The 14,542-nt window shown below is 76.0% G+C and carries 19 protein-coding genes; 8 read left to right on the top strand and 11 right to left on the bottom strand.

The window, feature by feature from the left end:
* Positions 1–413 precede the first annotated feature (413 nt).
* On the bottom strand, positions 414–1,286 hold the full coding sequence (locus ACI792_RS19570) for an ATP-grasp fold amidoligase family protein (RefSeq protein ID WP_456604055.1): 873 nt from the start codon (positions 1,284–1,286) through the stop codon (positions 414–416).
* Between the two features lie 152 nt (positions 1,287–1,438).
* On the opposite strand from ACI792_RS19570, the gene ACI792_RS19565 reads away from it, so the two are divergent.
* Positions 1,439–2,575 carry a glycosyltransferase family protein gene (locus ACI792_RS19565; RefSeq protein ID WP_456604054.1) on the top strand — a complete coding sequence of 379 codons (1,137 nt, stop codon included), beginning with the start codon at positions 1,439–1,441 and terminating at the stop codon, positions 2,573–2,575.
* Here the strand turns inward: ACI792_RS19565 and ACI792_RS19560 are convergent.
* Both ACI792_RS19560 and ACI792_RS19555 read right to left on the bottom strand, forming a co-directional pair.
* Positions 2,572–3,114 carry a sugar O-acetyltransferase gene (locus tag ACI792_RS19560; protein ID WP_456581270.1) on the bottom strand — a complete coding sequence of 181 codons (543 nt, stop codon included), beginning with the start codon at positions 3,112–3,114 and terminating at the stop codon, positions 2,572–2,574. The two genes, ACI792_RS19565 and ACI792_RS19560, sit on opposite strands and share 4 nt — an antisense overlap.
* A gap of 68 nt (positions 3,115–3,182) precedes the next feature.
* Positions 3,183–3,623, bottom strand: a complete 441-nt coding sequence (locus ACI792_RS19555; RefSeq protein WP_456581238.1) for an NAD(P)H-dependent oxidoreductase — start codon at positions 3,621–3,623, stop codon at positions 3,183–3,185.
* Positions 3,624–3,691: 68 nt separating this feature from the next.
* Here ACI792_RS19555 and ACI792_RS19550 point away from each other — a divergent pair, with 68 nt between their 5' ends.
* Positions 3,692–3,961, top strand: coding sequence for a YciI-like protein (locus tag ACI792_RS19550; protein WP_456604053.1), 270 nt, complete (start codon positions 3,692–3,694; stop codon positions 3,959–3,961).
* Positions 3,962–3,968: 7 nt separating this feature from the next.
* Here the strand turns inward: ACI792_RS19550 and mug are convergent, their stop codons facing one another.
* Genes mug through ACI792_RS19535 form a run of 3 tightly spaced genes read right to left on the bottom strand, consistent with a single transcriptional unit; the run spans position 3,969 to position 6,297 of the window.
* Positions 3,969–4,490: a G/U mismatch-specific DNA glycosylase gene (mug, locus tag ACI792_RS19545; RefSeq protein ID WP_456604052.1), complete on the bottom strand. Its 522-nt coding sequence runs from the start codon at positions 4,488–4,490 to the stop codon at positions 3,969–3,971.
* Positions 4,487–5,143 carry a histidine phosphatase family protein gene (locus tag ACI792_RS19540; RefSeq protein WP_456604051.1) on the bottom strand — a complete coding sequence of 219 codons (657 nt, stop codon included), beginning with the start codon at positions 5,141–5,143 and terminating at the stop codon, positions 4,487–4,489. The genes mug and ACI792_RS19540 overlap by 4 nt, the downstream gene beginning before the upstream one ends.
* Positions 5,134–6,297 carry a phosphotransferase family protein gene (locus ACI792_RS19535; protein ID WP_456604050.1) on the bottom strand — a complete coding sequence of 388 codons (1,164 nt, stop codon included), beginning with the start codon at positions 6,295–6,297 and terminating at the stop codon, positions 5,134–5,136. Before ACI792_RS19535 ends, ACI792_RS19540 begins: the two co-directional genes overlap by 10 nt.
* Before the next feature lie 89 nt (positions 6,298–6,386).
* On the opposite strand from ACI792_RS19535, the gene ACI792_RS19530 reads away from it, so the two are divergent.
* The gene (locus tag ACI792_RS19530) at positions 6,387–6,842 is read left to right on the top strand and encodes an STAS domain-containing protein (protein WP_456604049.1); all 456 of its coding nucleotides are present in this window, start codon (positions 6,387–6,389) and stop codon (positions 6,840–6,842) included.
* Positions 6,843–6,854: 12 nt separating this feature from the next.
* Here the strand turns inward: ACI792_RS19530 and ACI792_RS19525 are convergent, their stop codons facing one another.
* The 4 genes from ACI792_RS19525 to ACI792_RS19510 form a co-directional block, all read right to left on the bottom strand.
* On the bottom strand, positions 6,855–7,088 hold the full coding sequence (locus ACI792_RS19525; protein WP_456581232.1) for a hypothetical protein: 234 nt from the start codon (positions 7,086–7,088) through the stop codon (positions 6,855–6,857).
* A 40-nt stretch (positions 7,089–7,128) separates the two neighbouring features.
* Entirely contained in the window at positions 7,129–8,427 is a 1,299-nt protein-coding gene (locus ACI792_RS19520; RefSeq protein ID WP_456604048.1) for a S8 family serine peptidase, read from the bottom strand.
* 115 nt (positions 8,428–8,542) lie between these two features.
* A complete protein-coding gene (locus tag ACI792_RS19515) occupies positions 8,543–8,938 on the bottom strand; it encodes a VOC family protein (protein WP_456604057.1) in 396 nt (131 codons plus the stop codon).
* A gap of 100 nt (positions 8,939–9,038) precedes the next feature.
* Positions 9,039–9,506: a winged helix-turn-helix transcriptional regulator gene (locus ACI792_RS19510; protein ID WP_456581230.1), complete on the bottom strand. Its 468-nt coding sequence runs from the start codon at positions 9,504–9,506 to the stop codon at positions 9,039–9,041.
* A gap of 152 nt (positions 9,507–9,658) precedes the next feature.
* Here ACI792_RS19510 and ACI792_RS19505 point away from each other — a divergent pair, with 152 nt between their 5' ends.
* A complete protein-coding gene (locus ACI792_RS19505; RefSeq protein WP_236826088.1) occupies positions 9,659–9,802 on the top strand; it encodes a hypothetical protein in 144 nt (47 codons plus the stop codon).
* Positions 9,803–9,883: 81 nt separating this feature from the next.
* Here ACI792_RS19505 and ACI792_RS19500 read toward each other — a convergent pair whose 3' ends face one another.
* Positions 9,884–10,369, bottom strand: coding sequence for a hypothetical protein (locus ACI792_RS19500; protein WP_456604047.1), 486 nt, complete (start codon positions 10,367–10,369; stop codon positions 9,884–9,886).
* A 282-nt stretch (positions 10,370–10,651) separates the two neighbouring features.
* Between ACI792_RS19500 and ACI792_RS19495 the strand changes: the two genes are divergently transcribed.
* From ACI792_RS19495 to ACI792_RS19480, 4 genes are all read left to right on the top strand, one after another.
* Positions 10,652–11,527, top strand: a complete 876-nt coding sequence (locus ACI792_RS19495) for a metallophosphoesterase (protein ID WP_456604046.1) — start codon at positions 10,652–10,654, stop codon at positions 11,525–11,527.
* Positions 11,528–11,828: 301 nt separating this feature from the next.
* On the top strand, positions 11,829–12,506 hold the full coding sequence (locus ACI792_RS19490) for a response regulator (RefSeq protein ID WP_456604045.1): 678 nt from the start codon (positions 11,829–11,831) through the stop codon (positions 12,504–12,506).
* Positions 12,503–13,957 carry an ATP-binding protein gene (locus ACI792_RS19485; RefSeq protein ID WP_456604044.1) on the top strand — a complete coding sequence of 485 codons (1,455 nt, stop codon included), beginning with the start codon at positions 12,503–12,505 and terminating at the stop codon, positions 13,955–13,957. Before ACI792_RS19490 ends, ACI792_RS19485 begins: the two co-directional genes overlap by 4 nt.
* Positions 13,954–14,538, top strand: a complete 585-nt coding sequence (locus tag ACI792_RS19480; RefSeq protein ID WP_456604043.1) for a GerMN domain-containing protein — start codon at positions 13,954–13,956, stop codon at positions 14,536–14,538. Before ACI792_RS19485 ends, ACI792_RS19480 begins: the two co-directional genes overlap by 4 nt.
* Positions 14,539–14,542 lie beyond the last annotated feature (4 nt).

The raw sequence follows: 14,542 nt of genomic DNA, 5'->3' as shown, positions 1-14,542 counted from the left end.
CCCGGCGACGGCCTCGTCCACCTCCACCAGCCCCACCACCCGCGGCGGCACGTCAACCCGCCCTACCCGCGCCACCCCCCGCCCCCGCCCCCCCCCCCGCCCGCCCCCCCCCCCCCTCTGCGTCCCTACCGGCGCCGGTCCCCGCGCCGACCACCGCACGACCGAGGAGCACCCCATCACCAGACACGGCGGACGCTGCGAGGAAGCCCATCTCGGGTGCCCCTGCCGGGGTGACGAGCGGATCCACGAGGAGCGCACCCACGCCCTCAGCGAGGCGCGCGCCAGTTCCGGGGAGGGCGTCGAGTGCCCCGAGTGCGGCGGCCCGACCACCCCGCTGGCCATCGTCTCCTGGGGCAACTGCCGGGCCTGCCGGACCGCGCACTCCCGGTCCACCCACCCGCTGCGCTGGTGAGCTAGCGCGCCTGCACCTCCGTGCGGGCCGGGAGCGTCCACCAGCTGCCGAGCAGCCGGTCCAGCTCGGGGTCGAACGGGTCCAGCCCGCCGCCCGGGTACGGCGTCAGCTCGCCGAACCACACCTCCCCGTCGACGTCGTAGAGGTCGACGCGGACGAAGTCGAAGGCCGCCCCCAGCGTCTCGGCGACCCCCAGCATGGCCGGGAGCGTTGCCGGCGGCGGCGTCACCGGGCCGGTGGCGACGTGCGGTTCCCGCGCCGCCACGGGTACCCAGTCGCGGGTGTAGAGCCGCCGGGAGTGGCTCCCCGTGAGCCGGCCGGTCTCGACCTGCACCAGCCGCACCCGGCCGCCGAACACCAGGAACTTGTGGTCGGCGAGCACCTCGCCCGGCCGGCCGAGGAACTCCTCGGCCAGCAGCAGCCGGCGGGCCTGGCTGTAGACCCACTCGCCGCGCTCGGGCCACAGCGGCTCCCCGAGCCAGTCCGCGGTCAGCCGCCGCAGCACCGGTACGTCGGGGCGGCCCGCGCCGCGGTGCACGCGCATCGTGCCGTGGTTGGGCTTGAGCACCCAGCGCTCCGGCAGCTCGGCCGCGGCCAGCTCGCCCACGTCGGTGCCGGTCCACAGCACCCGCGGAACCGCCAGCCCGGGGCAGGTGCGGGCCGCGTGCTCCTTCATCGCCAGCTTGTCGCCCAGCTGCCCGATCAGCGGCCGACGGTCGTGCACGATCCGCCAGTTCAGCTTCTCGGTGAAGGTGCGGGGGTCGCGCAGACGCGGCAGGCGGCCGTGCGCCTCGGCGTAGAGCAGGGCGCGCTTGGCGGCGATCGGCAGCCGCCGCACCGCGGCCCGGCGCAACCGGTCGGGCACCGCGGGCACGTCGCCTCCTGGGGCTCCGAGCGGCCGTCGGCGACCGCGCTCGGCGAACAGTCTGCTCGGGCGGACCGCGCCGTCCCCTCCTAGGGTGGCGCCGTGACGACGGACGGGGCCCCGCGCTGAGCACGACCGACGATCGGGGAGCCCCTCGCGGGGTGGGTTTCGTCGCCAAGGACCCGTGGCACCCGGCGATCCGGCGCGAGCACATGATCGCCCGGGAGCTGGTCCGCCAGGGCCGCCCGGTGAGCTTCCTGCAGGCCCCCGCCGACTGGCGCCGGCTGCGCAGCGATCCCGCCAACTGGTCGGGGCACCTCCTCCGCGCGCGGTTCGCCCCGGCCGCGCCCGGCGTGCGCGTCTCCGAGCGCTCGACCGTGCTGCCCGGCTCCCGGGGCCGGCTCGCCGAGCAGCTGGACGCCACCCTGCTGGGAACCCTCCTCCGGAGGTCGGACTGGGACGTCGACGTCACCGCGTTCATGCTGCCGTGGGAGTGGCGCGCCGCCGGGGCCGTCCGCGGGCGGGCGGTGTTCGACTGCACCGACGACTGGGCGCGGCTGCTGCCCCACGCCCGGCGGCTGCCCGACCAGCTCCGCCGGATCGCCGACGAGGCCGACGAGGTCGTCGTGGTGAACCCGGTGCTGGCCGGCCTCTTCCCGGGGCGTCGGCCCGTGGTCGTCCCCAACGGCACCGACGCCGACCTGCTCACCGCCCCCCGGACGGCCGAGCGCGCCGAGCGGCACGCCGTCTACGTCGGCAGCGTCGCCGAGCGCTTCGACGTCGACCTGGTGCAGGAGCTCCTCCGGGCGCTGCCGGACTGGACGATCGCCGTGCACGGGCAGCTGGTCTTCCCCGACCGGGCCCGCCCGGCCGCGGAGCGCTTCCGCGCGCTCGTCGCGGGCTCCGGCGGCCGGCTGACCTACCGCGGGCTGCTGCCGCGCGAGCGGCTGGCCGTCGTCCTCGACGCGGCGACGGTGGGGCTGGTGCCCGACGTCCCGCACCGGGCGCTGGGGCAGTCGTCGATGAAGAGCTACGACTACGCGGCCCGCGGCTTGCCGCTGGTCGCGACCGCGGGACACCTGGAGCACGCCGCGGAGCTTCCTCCGCACACCGCGATCGTCTCCGGTGCCGACGAGATGGCCGCCGCCGTGCGCGCCGCCGCGGAGGAGCCCCCCGCGTACGCGTCGCGTCGCCGGGACTGGGCCGCCGCCCGCACCTGGGATCGGCGCGCCGGCGAGTGGCTCGACGCGGGGCTCGGGCGGCCCCTCACCCCCGCCGGGTCGGCGCGCTCGGCCTAGACCAGGCTGCGCACCACCCGGGCCGGGTTGCCCACGGCGACCACCCCCGGCGGCAGGTCCGCGGTGACCACCGACCCGGCGCCCACCACCGTGTCGGCGCCCACGGTCACCCCTGGCAGCACGATGACGCCGCCGCCGAGCCAGGCGTTGTCCCCGATGGTCACCGGCGACGCGTGCTGCCAGCCCGCCCGCCGCTCCGCCGGGTCGAGCGGGTGCACCGCGGTCAGCAGCTGGACGCCGGGGCCGAGCTGGACGTGGTCGCCGAGCGTGATGGGGCCGACGTCGAGGAAGACCGCCCCCCAGTTCACGAAGCAGTGGGCCCCGACGCTGATCCGGTAGCCGTAGTCGCAGCGGAAGTCCGACCGGATCGTCGTCCCGCCGCCCACCGCGCCGAGGAGCTCGGTCAGCAGCGCGTGCCGGCGGTGCGGATCGGCCTCGGCGTTGTAGGAGGCCACCAGGGCGCCGGCCCGCCGGGAGTCCGCGGCGAGGTCGGGGTCGTCGGGGCGGTACGGCAGCCCGGCGAGCATCCGGTCCCTCATCTCACCCACCCGCCCCACGCTAGCCAGCCCGTGCGGGGTGGCCGCCGGTCAGGCCCGGTGCCGCTGCCTCAGAGGCTGACCGCCACCGTCGCCGCGAGCTCCCGGCAGGCCTCCAGGTCCGCCGGTCCCGGGGCACCGGTGAGGCTCAGCGGTGCGGCCACCTGCTTCCAGCGCAGGGCGCCGGTGACGCGCTCGATGCTGCGCAGGGCGCCTGCGGTGTCGTCGTTGCCGTGCACGTACACACCGAAGGGCAGCCCGGGCGTGGCCTCGAGGCAGGGGTAGTAGACGGTGTCGAAGAAGTGCTTGAGCGCCCCCGACATGTAGCCGATGTTGGCCGGGGTGCCCAGGAGCACCCCGTCGGCGGCGAGCAGGTCCGCAGCTCCCGCCGAGAGCGCGGGGCGCAGGACCGGCTCGACGTCGTCGACGAGCGCCACCCCCTCCCGCACCGCCTCGAGCACCGCCTGCAGCGCAGGCGAGGGGGTGTGGTGGACCACCAGGAGACGGGGCATCCCGGCATTCTCGCCGCCGCCCTGCCCCCGGGCACCACCGCCGGCCCGGGAGGTGTGAGGGTGGAGCCGTGCATCTGGTGCTGGAGTACGTGCTGGCCGACGACTACCTGGAACGCCGCACCGCCCTGCGGTCGGACCACCTGGACCTGGCAAGGGCGGCGCACGAGCGCGGTGAACTCCTCCTGGCCGGCGCCCTGCCCGACCCGTACGACCGCGCGCTGCTGGTGTGGACGGCGCCGCGCGAGGTCGTGGAGCGGTTCGTGGCACAGGACCCCTACGTCACGCACGGCCTGGTGACGGCGTGGACGATCCGGCCCTGGAGCGTCGTCGTCGGCTGACGCCGGGTCAGCCACCCGGTCGCCGGCGCAGCTGCCCGTAGATGCGGGCCAGGTCGGGCAGCTGCACGTGGGCGTTGAGCCCGCTGGGGTTGGGCACCACCCAGGTCACCGCGCCGCCCACCCGCTCGGGCTGGCGGCCGGCGACCGCCTTCGGCCGCCCGAACCCCTGCCGCCACGCGGTGATGCCCAGCACCGCCAGGACCCGCGGGCGCATGTCGCCCACCAGCCGCTCGAGCGCGACGGCGCCGGCCTGCAGCTCCTCGAGGGAGAGCTCGGCGGCCGTGCGTGTCGGCCGGTCCACGACGTTGGTCACCCCGAGCCCGTACCGCAGCAGCTCGCGGTCCTCGTCCGGGCGCAGCTGCCGCGGGGTGAACCCGGCGAGGTGCAGCGCCGGCCAGAACCGGTTCCCGGGCCGGGCGAAGTGGTGCCCGACCTCGGCCGAGAGCAGCGACGGGTTGATCCCGCAGAACAACACGTCGAGGCCGGGCGCCACGACGTCGGGCACCGGCTTGGCGGGCGGCCGGCTCATCGGTAGGTGAGCAGGTGCCGCCGGTCGCCGGTGACGTGCGCGTGGTCGTTGAAGGCCAGCAGCGACAGACCCGAAGCGCCCGCCAGCACCGAGGTGACCCCCACGTTCACGGCGGCCCGGTTCAGCGCCACCACGCCGTCGGCCGGGGCGCCGATCAGCCCGGCCACCAGCGCGGCGATGACCCCGCCGGAGCTGACGACGACGGCGTCGCGCCCGCGCGGCAGCCCGGCGGCCAGGTCGGCGACGGCCGCGGCGGCGCCCGAGGAGAAGTCCGGCCAGCCGTCGGCCTCGCCGGCCGCGATCCAGGACCGGAGCGCGCCGTCGAGCAGCCGCTGGATCTCCCGGGACCCGGGGTTCCCGGCCGGTCCGGGGTCCTCGCCGGGGTAGCGCTTGAGCAGGTCGAGGTGGTCGTACTCGTCCAGCCGGGCGTCGGCCGCCCCCACCGGGCCGAAGCCGGCCGCCTCGGCGAGCAGCGCGGCGGTGTCCCGCTGCCGGCGCAGCGTCCCGGAGACCACCATCGGGTCGCGCAGCTCCCGGCGCCGCAGCTCCTCCCCCACGCGGCGGGACTGCTCGCGGCCCAGGTCGCTGAGCACGTCGTAGTCGTCGGCGCCGAACGAGGCCTGCCCGTGCCGGACCAGGCAGATCAGCGGCATCCGGCCAGCCGCTCCGCACGCTGCAGCAGGACCGCTGCGGCGATGCCGAAGTGGGCGAACCGCGGGTTGGTCGTGTGCCCGGAGCGGTACCGCGCCCAGATCTGCTGGATGATCACCGCGAGCCGGAACAGGCCGAACACCTCGTAGAAGGTCCAGTTCGGCGTCGACAGCCCCGTGCGCTCGAGGTAGCGCGCCACGATCTCCTCGCGGGTCGGCATCCCGGCCAGCGTGCTCGGCTGGGTGGAGACCAGGCCGAACTCCTCGTCGTCCCCGGCGGTGACCCAGTAGGCCAGCGAGGCGCCGAGGTCCATGAGCGGGTCGCCGACGGTGGCCATCTCCCAGTCCAGCACGCCGGTGATGCGGGGGGTGCCGGAGAGGTCGAGCACCAGGTTGTCGAGCTTCCAGTCACCGTGCAGGAGGCTCGCCCGCACGTCCTGCGGCCGGTGGCGGTCGAGCCAGGCCATCAGCTCCTCGGCGGGCGGGACGTCGTCGGTGAGCGCGTCGCGGAAGCGGCGGGACCAGCCCTCCACCTGCCGGCGGACGTAGCCGGGGCCCTTGCCCAGGTCGGCCAGCCCGGCTGCGTCGACGTCGATGGAGTGCAGCTCGGCGAGGGTGTCGTAGGCCGTCTCGCCCAGCACCCGCGCCTGCCCCGGGGACAGCTGCACGCCCTCGGGCAGCGTCCGGCCGAGCACGGTGCCGACGAGCCGCTCCATGACGTAGAAGTCGCTGCCGATGACCGCGTGGTCCGTGCAGAAGCCGTGGATCTCCGCGACGACGTCGAGATGCGGGCGCAGCCGCTGCTGCACGCGCACCTCCCGGCCCATGTCGTGCGCCGAGGCCGCCTTGTGCCCGTGCGGGGGACGGCGGAGCACCAGGTGCGGGTCGCCGTAGTCGAGGAGGTAGGTGAGGTTGCTGGCGCCGCCGGAGAACTGCCGGACGGCCGGTGCGGGCCGCCCCGCCAGCGCCGGGACCCGCGGCGCCAGCCACGCGTGCACGGCCTCGACGTCGAAGGCGTCCTCCGGGCGGACATCACGCAGGCGGCTCGCGTTCTCGCTCATCGCCGTCCATCCCACCACGACCGCCGCGACGCGCTGCAGCGCCCCGGACACGCCGCGGCGGTGGGCGCGCCGGAGCGCCACCGTGACGTGCGCCACAGCCGGTAGCCTCGCGCCGGGTCGAGACGCCGACCCGCGCACACCGCCCCGGGCACCCCGGGGCCCGGCCGCCGGGTGGGAGGCAGCCCATGGCACCGGACACCGTCCCCGGCGACGCGACCGCCGACGCGGCGCCGTTCGGGGTCGTCGTCGACCTCGCGGGCGGCACGGTGGCCCTGGCCGGGGAGTTCGTCCGGGAGCACTCCCACCACCTCGTCGAGGCGCTCGCCGCGCTGGTGGGCACGGAGCACCGCCGGTGGACCGTGGACACCCGGCAGGTGACCCTCTGCGACGCGGCGGGGCTGCGGGCGCTCGTCACCGCGCACCACCTCGCCCGGCGCCAGGGGTGCGCGCTGGTGCTCGACCGCCCGAGCCCGGTCCTGCACCGGCTCCTCGTGCTGGTGGGCCTCGACGAGCTGCTCGAGGTGCACGCCGACCGCGCGGCGCCCCCGCCGACGGTCGGCGGTGGCCGTCCGCTGCCGTCCGCGGGGCCGCTGCGGGCCGCGCAGCGCGCCACGACGGTCCCCGCCCAGCGCCGGCCCTGAGCGCCGGCGGGCTCACTGGACGGGCGCCCCCGGCGGCGGCAGCCGGTGGCCCCGCTGCTCGTCGACCGACGCGACGCCGGCGACGGCGCTCAGCGCGCCGAGGGTCCCCCTGGGCACCGAGCCGGTGATGATCCCGAGCGCATCCAGCACCTGGTCGACCTGCATGCCGCGAGCCCGCAGTCCCTGGACGACGCCGTCGAGAGCGCTGAGGTGCCGCTCGTCCACGGTGACGCTGACGTGGGTCATGCCACCGACGCTACAAGGAACCCGCGAGACCGGGAACCGCTCACCGCGGCGCGAGGACCAGCCCGCTGCCGGTGTCCACGGAGCCCTCGAGCAACCGCTCACCCTCCTGGACCAGCGTGGCCCAGAGCTCCAGCCCGCGCCGGCCCGTCGCCTCCGCCCACAGCGCGGCGACGCCCGCGACGTGCGGGGTCGCCATGCTGGTGCCGCTGATGGTGTTGTAGCGGGTCGGCATCGGCCACGCCGAGCAGACCTCGAACCCGGGAGCGGCGACGTCGACCTGTCCGCCCCGGCCGGGGAGGCTCCGGGCCGAGAAGTACGCCGTCCCGAGCGCCTGGTCCAGCGCACCGACCGCCAGGATCTCCGGGCTGTTCGCCGGGGCGCCGACGAACCCCCACGAGCCCGCCGGCCGGTCGGCGTTGTTCCCGGCCGCGGCCACGACCAGCGAGCCCTGGGCGAGGGCGCGCCGCCCGGCGGCGGAGTAGGGCGGGTGGGCCTGGGTCACGTCGGCGCCCAGCGACATCGAGATCACCGGGCACCGGTTGGTCACCGCCCAGTTCATCCCGGCGAGGATGCCGGCGTCGGTGCCGCTGCCGTCGTCGCCGAGGACCTTCCCGGCGAAGATCTCCGCCTCGTGGGCGACGCCGTACCGCGGCCCCGACGGCGGGGTCCGCGGCCCGCAGGCGGTGCCGATGCAGTGCGTGCCGTGGCCGTGCCCGTCCTGGGGCCCCTCGCCGGCGACGAACGAGCGGGCGGTGACCGCGCGGCCGGCGAAGTCGGGGTGGTCGAGGTCGAACCCGGTGTCCAGCACGGCCACCCGGATGCCGCGGCCGGACCGCGAGGAGGAGTCGGCGCCGACCGCCTGCACCCCCCACGTCGAGGAGCGGGTGTCCTCGAACCGCGCCCGGGAGCCGGCCGGCGCGTCGCCGGGGGCGGCCAGCAGCCGGGCGGTGAGGTCGGTGACCCCGTCGCGGTAGCCGCGGGCGTAGCCCGCGCCCGGCCCCTCGAGCACGCGGTGGACCAGCTCCGGGGAGACGGAGAGCACCGGGCGCCCGGTCCCGCCGCCCGCCAGGGCGCCGACCTGCGCGGCGTCGGCCGAGACGACCGCGATCCCGAGCGCCGCGAACAGCACCGCCCCGGACTCGCGGAGGGTCTCCGCGGGCACCACCCCGTCGGCGAAGTCCCGCGAGTCCGCGACGTCGCGGACGCCGGCCCGCCCCCAGTCCACCGGCCCGGCGTCGTCGGCGAGCACGAGCACCTGCCGGCCGGTGGTGCGGATCAGCGGGCCGACCGCCCCGTGGCGCACGTTCTCCGGTCCCTCCGGGACCTCCGGTTCGATCACCGCTCCCCCTCCGCGCCCCGGTGGGCCGCCGCGCCGGCGACGCCACCACCGACCGCCGGGAGCGGCCGGTGACGACAGGGTTCCGGAGAGTGGGCACCGGCGCCAGCCGGCGGGCTCAACCCGCGAGCAGCGCCGGGTCCATCCACATGACCTCCCAGACGTTGCCGTCGGGGTCGGCGAAGCTCGAGCCGTACATGACGCCGTGGTCCTGGGCCGGCAGCCAGGGCTTGCCGCCGGCCGCGATCGCGGCGGACACCATCCGGTCGACCTCCTCGCGGCTGTCCGCCGACAGGCAGGTGAGCACCGAGGTCGCCTGGGCCGGGTCCCCGACCTCGCCCGCGACGAAGTCGGCGAACCGCTCGCGGGTCAGGAGCATGACCGCGATGTTCTCCTCGATCTGGTAGGAGACGGTCCGGTCGTCGGAGAACTGGTCGTTGCGCCGGAGGCCCAGTGCTGCGTAGAAGGCGTCGGCCCGGTCGCGGTCGGCGACCGGCAGGTTCACGAAGATCATGCGCACGGGAGAACTCCTCGATCGGCGTGCCCGGCTCCGTCGGCCGGGCTCGTCGGTAGGACGACGGAACCCGCGCGAACTCACCGGTGCGGGCGCGCGCTCACCCCGCCGGGCGGGCGTCCGGCGTCCGGGGCCGCGGGCGGACCTCGCGCGGCCCGGCGACCTCGTGGCCGTCCTCGCACACCAGCGCCACGCGCACGGAGGCACCGCAGCCGCGGTGCTCGAGCGCGAGCGGCGGCGGGCCGTCGGTGAGGTAGCGGTCGCCCCACGCCATGAGGGCCACCAGCGTCGGGTAGAGGTCGCGCCCCTTGTCGGTGAGCCGGTACTCGTGGCGCTGCCGCTCGCCCTCGGCGCGGTAGGGCTCACGGCTGAGCACGCCCTCGCGGACCAGGGTGGCCAGCCGGTCGGTGAGCACCGCCTTCGGTGCGCCGAGCGCCTGCTGGAGGTCGGCGAACCGCCGGACCCCGAGGAACGCCTCCCGCAGGACGAGCAGGCTCCACTTCTCCCCCACGACGGCCAGCGTGCCGGCGACGGAGCAGCGGGACCGGTCGAAGGAGGCGTCGCTCACGGTGTGAGGATAGCCATGCTGAGTTCGCTTGACGAACTGTGCACGGAGGAGCAGAGTTCAGGGTGCGAACCCAGGAGGCGGACGGTCTCCGGCCGGCCCGCCCGGCCCCCTGCAGCGCTCGCACCACCACCGCTGCTCCGGAAGGACACGCCATGACCCGCCTCCGCACCGTCCTCGCCCGCCGGCACGCCGTCCGCGCCCACCTGCGCGAGGAGCGCGCGCTCGCCCGGGCGCTCGCCACGGCCCCGACCCTCGAGTCCGCGCACGAGATCGCCGCGCTCGGCGCCCGCCGCTGACCGCACCTGCGCCCGCCCCGGCGGGCGCCACCTCCCCACCGGCCGCCCGGGACGCGCTCAGCGTCCCGGGCGGCCGCGCGTTCAGGCTTGCGGCTCGACCCGGGCCGCGTCGAGGAAGGGCTCGCCCTCCCACTCCTCGTAGGCGTCGTCGGGCAGGTCGGTGCCCAGCGCCTCCTCGAGCCCGGCGAGCTCGAACTCGTCCGCGGGCTGCGCGGCCACCGCCACCGTCGCGCCCGGGCGGAGGTCGGCCAGCTCCTGGTCCGTGATGACCAGGATCGGCTCGACGTCGTCGCCGGTCAGCGTGAAGGCGACGGGCGAGACGATGCGGCCCACCTCCCCGAGCAGGCTGACCTCGACCCCCTCGTAGCCGTCGAGGTCCTCGCGGAAGTCCGCGTCGTAAGCCCCGTTGTACGGGTCCCGGAGGTCCTCCGACGGGCGGACGTCGACGTCGGCCGCGGTGGTGGGGTCCTCGTCGCCCTCCCCGCAGCCGGCGAGCACGGCCCCGGCGAGCAGGCCCGCCAACAGAGCGGCGGGCACCCGGCGGAGGCTGGAACGGCTGGTCGTCATCTCGGTGGTCCTCCACTTCTCGGAGCGCCGCGTGGCAGCTGGTCGCTGGGCCGGTCCTGCCCACTCCGGGGCGGGGCATCTCCACGGCGCGGCGTTCGTCACGACATCGCAAGACAGGCGGCGCCGGCGTCGCGTCGGCGTCACACGACCGCCCTCGCCGGTGTGACGAGCCCGTGGCGAACCGGACCTGGGCCGCATGCCCTCGGACCGGCGGGGAACGGTGCTGTCCGCGCCGCTCCCCGCCACCCTGCCGACCCTGCCCCGACCCGGAGGACCCACCCCATGACCTGGCTCAAACGGACCGCCGCCGTCCTCGGTGGTCTGCTCGTCCTCCTCGTGCTCTACGGAGTGCTCGTCGAGCCGCGCCTGATCCTCGACGAGGAGCGGGAGCAGGTGCCGATCCCGCAGCTGGACGAGTCGGCCGACGGCACGGAGGTCGCCATGATCTCCGATCCGCAGATCGGCATGTGGTGGGCCAACGAGGGCATGGTGGCCCGGGCCGTGGAGGAGATGGTGGAGGCGCAGCCGGACATCGCCCTGCTCGGCGGCGACTACGTCTACAGCGAGGATCCCGGCATCCCCGAGCAGGTCGAGTCGGTGATGGAGCTGCTGCAGCCGCTGGTCGACTCCGGCATCCCGACCTACGCCGTGCTCGGCAACCACGACTACAAGGTGGGGGCGGCCGAGGAGCTGGTCCGCGCGTTCGAGGCCGCCGGGATCACGGTGCTGCGCAACGAGGCGGCCGCGGTCCCCGGCACCGGGGAAGGCGACCAGGCGCTGCACGTCGTGGGCATCGGGCCGGCCTGGCCCGGCGAGGTGGACGTGGACGCCGCCCTCGCCGAGGTGCCCGACGGGGCCCCGCGCGTCGTGCTGATGCACAACCCGACGACCTTTCCGGAGATGCCCGCCGGGACCGCGCCGCTGACCTTCGCCGGTCACACGCACTGCGGTCAGGTGGCCCTGCCCGGGACCCCGCGCTGGTCCTACCTCGGCCTCACCTCCGAGGAGGCGCTCGTCGCCGACGGCTGGGCTCCCGAGGAGTACGGCGCCGAGGGCAACCGCATGTTCGTCTCCTGCGGGCTGGGGTTCAGCACGGTGCCGGTGCGGATCAACGCCCCGCCGCAGCTGGTCCTCTTCGAGCTGCGCGCCGGGGGTTGAGATGACGGTGCACGACCATGAGGCCGAGCACGACGGCGAGGACGGAGACCCCGGCGTCCACGCGGCCGCGCCGGTGCTGCGGCGCGCCGGCGGGGTGGGCCGCATGCGGGATGTCCGGTGCACGGTTCCACCGTCACCGGAGCCCTGCGCGCCGGCGCTCCGCCGGCCCGTATCCGCCGGCGGGCCGGCCGACCCGGACGTCACGGATTCGTCATCTCCCCGGACGGTGCACGGGGTCCGGCGGGTCACACGGACGGGAGCGCGGTGACTAGTTCGCGCGGGGCTGGGCAGACTGACCGGCATGTCCCGGTCTGTGCTGATCATCGAGGACGACCCACGGATCCGGCGCATGCTGCAACTGACCCTGCAGCGGGAGGGCCTGGAGGTCACCGAGGCGGGGAGCGGCGAGGACGGCCTGGCGCGGCTGGCCGAGAAGTCGTTCGACGTCATCCTGCTGGACCTCATGCTGCCCGGGATGGACGGCTTCGAGGTGTGCCGGGCGATCCGGCGCACCTCCAACACCCCCGTCATCATGCTCACGGCCCGGGCCGACAGCCACGACGTGGTCGCCGGGCTCGAAGCGGGTGCCGACGACTACGTCTCCAAGCCCTTCGTCGTCAAGGAGCTCTCCGCCCGCATCCGGGCGCTGGCCCGCCGCACCCGCGCCCCCGAGCCCCGGGTGACGCTCACCGTCGGCGACCTGCACATCTCGCCGGCCGAGGGCACCATCACCCGCGACGGAGAGACGCTCAGCCTGACCCGCACCGAGTTCCGGCTGCTCTGCGAGCTCGCCGCCGACCCCGGACGGGTGCTCAGCCGGGAGGAGCTGCTCGAGCGGGTGTGGGGGTACGACTACTTCGGCGACTCCCGCCTGGTCGACGTCCACATCCGCCGGCTGCGGAAGAAGATCGAGCCCGACCCGTCGAACCCGACGCTGGTGACGACCGTCCGGGGCATGGGCTACCGGGTCCCTGGGTGACGGGGCCGGTCGACGGAGCCGCCCCCGACGCGGGCGCAGCGCCGGCGCGAGCCCGCCGGCCGCGTCGCGCCTCGTTCCGTCTCGCCACCCTGCGGGCCCGGGCGACCGCCGCCTTCGCGGCGGTCACCCTCGTGGTCTCCGCCGTCCTGGCCCTCGCGGTCTGGGTGGCGGTGTCCCAGTTCCTCCTCCTCCAGCGCGAGCGGGTCACGCTCGTGCAGACCTCGGACAATGCGGCCCAGGTGCAGCGCTCGCTGGCCACCGAGGGGCTGGACGTCGCCCAGGTCCTCGCCCAGCTGCCGCGCGAGACGGGCTCCACCTCGCTGCTCGTGGACGGCGGCACCTGGACCACCACGTCGCTGCTCGTCGGCCGGGACGACCTGCCCGAGCAGCTGCGCGAGCTCGCCGTCGCCGGCACCTCGGTCCGGCAGCGCATCGAGATCGACGGCGAGACGGTGATGGCCGTCGCGGTGCCGCTGGCCGAGCTGGGGTCGGCCTACATCGAGGTCTTCCCGCTCGGCGAGCTCGACCGGACCTACCGCGTCCTGGCCACGGTGCTGGCGGTCGCGGTCCTCGGCTCGGTGCCGCTCTCGCTCGTGGTCGGGTGGTGGGTCACCGGCCCTGCGCTGCGCCCGCTGGACCGGATCTCCGCCGCGGCAGCGGCTGTCGCCTCCGGTGCGCTCGACACCCGCATCGACCCGCGCGGCGACCCCTCGCTGGCCCCCATCGCCGCCTCGTTCAACCAGACCGCGGAAGCCCTCGAGCAGCGGGTGCGCAGCGACGCCCGGTTCGCCGCGGACGTCAGCCACGAGCTGCGCAGCCCGCTGACCACGATGCTGGGCGCGCTGGACCTGGTGGAGGCCACCGCCGACCCCGGCGACGCGGAGCAGGCCGAGGCGCTCGGGCTCCTGCGCTCGGAGGTGGAGCGGTTCGAGCGCCTGGTCGCCGACCTGCTGGAGATCTCCCGCGCCGATGCGGGGAGCACCGACATCGCCGTCGAACCCGTGCGCCTGTCCGCGCTCACCCGGGAGGTCGTGGGCCGGCACCGGCTGGACGGCACGGCCGCGGCGCTGCTCACCGTGCACCCCGACGCCGAGCAGGTGCTGGTCCACGCGGACAAGCGCCGCCTGGAGCGGGTGCTGGGCAACCTCATGGACAACGCCGACAAGCACGGCGGCGGCCTCACCGGGGTCACCGTCTCGCGGGCCGGCGACGTCGCGCGGGTGGCCGTGGACGACGCCGGTCCGGGCGTGGCCGAGGACGAGCGCGACCGGATCTTCGAGCGGTTCGCCCGGGGCACGGGCAGCATCCGCACGCACACGGAGGGAGCCGGTCTCGGGCTGGCCCTCGTCGTCCGCCACGTGCGGATGATGGGCGGCGCGGTGCACGTCGAGGACGGCCCCGACGGCGGCGCCCGGTTCGTGGTGGACCTGCCCGTGGAGGCCGGCTCATGAGGGCTCTGGCGGTCCTGCTGTGCGCCCTCGTCGCGCTGACCGGGTGCGGGGTCGACCCGCAGCCGCAGCCCGAACGCATCGCGGTGCCCGCCGCCACGCTCGACACCCCTGCGCCACCGCGCGACGGGGTCGGCCCCGAGGTGATCGTCTTCTTCGTCCGCGGCACCCGGCTCGAGCCGGTATCCCGGGCGAGCCGCACGGTGACCGCCGAGCGCGCCCTCGACCTGCTGGCGATCGGCCCCACCCGGGCGGAGGTCGTCGGCGGGCTGCGCACCGCGGTCGCGCCGCAGTCCATCGTCGCCGACGAGGGCCTGCCCGGCGGCATCACGGCGGTGGCCGTGACCGAGGAGTTCGCCAGGATCACCGGGGGCAACCAGCTGCTCGCCGTGGCGCAGGTGGTCTGGACGCTCACCGAGCTGCCGGGCACCGCCCGCGTGCGCTTCCTCGTCGACGGCGCGCCGGTGGAGGTACCCACCGACGGTGGGCTGACCAACGGGCCGGTCGGCCGTGAGCAGTTCGGTTCGGTCGCCCCGGCCACCGACCCCGAGACACCGGGCTCCGACCCGGCGAGCGAGGACTGAGCCC

The organism is Blastococcus sp. SYSU DS0669 (assembly GCF_054050895.1).
This window is presented reverse-complemented; position numbering and strand designations above follow the sequence as displayed.

What these genes read in the sequence shown, in the direction of transcription:
- ACI792_RS19560 (WP_456581270.1), bottom strand. Translation starts at nt 3,114, where the DNA reads ATGAGGGACCGGATGCTCGCCGGGCTGCCGTACCGCCCCGACGACCCC.
- ACI792_RS19555 (WP_456581238.1), bottom strand. Translation starts at nt 3,623, where the DNA reads ATGCCCCGTCTCCTGGTGGTCCACCACACCCCCTCGCCTGCGCTGCAG.
- mug (WP_456604052.1), bottom strand. Translation starts at nt 4,490, where the DNA reads ATGAGCCGGCCGCCCGCCAAGCCGGTGCCCGACGTCGTGGCGCCCGGC.
- ACI792_RS19540 (WP_456604051.1), bottom strand. Translation starts at nt 5,143, where the DNA reads ATGCCGCTGATCTGCCTGGTCCGGCACGGGCAGGCCTCGTTCGGCGCC.
- ACI792_RS19530 (WP_456604049.1), top strand. Translation starts at nt 6,387, where the DNA reads ATGGCACCGGACACCGTCCCCGGCGACGCGACCGCCGACGCGGCGCCG.
- ACI792_RS19525 (WP_456581232.1), bottom strand. Translation starts at nt 7,088, where the DNA reads ATGACCCACGTCAGCGTCACCGTGGACGAGCGGCACCTCAGCGCTCTC.
- ACI792_RS19515 (WP_456604057.1), bottom strand. Translation starts at nt 8,938, where the DNA reads ATGATCTTCGTGAACCTGCCGGTCGCCGACCGCGACCGGGCCGACGCC.
- ACI792_RS19505 (WP_236826088.1), top strand. Translation starts at nt 9,659, where the DNA reads ATGACCCGCCTCCGCACCGTCCTCGCCCGCCGGCACGCCGTCCGCGCC.
- ACI792_RS19500 (WP_456604047.1), bottom strand. Translation starts at nt 10,369, where the DNA reads ATGACGACCAGCCGTTCCAGCCTCCGCCGGGTGCCCGCCGCTCTGTTG.
- ACI792_RS19495 (WP_456604046.1), top strand. Translation starts at nt 10,652, where the DNA reads ATGACCTGGCTCAAACGGACCGCCGCCGTCCTCGGTGGTCTGCTCGTC.
- ACI792_RS19490 (WP_456604045.1), top strand. Translation starts at nt 11,829, where the DNA reads ATGTCCCGGTCTGTGCTGATCATCGAGGACGACCCACGGATCCGGCGC.
- ACI792_RS19480 (WP_456604043.1), top strand. Translation starts at nt 13,954, where the DNA reads ATGAGGGCTCTGGCGGTCCTGCTGTGCGCCCTCGTCGCGCTGACCGGG.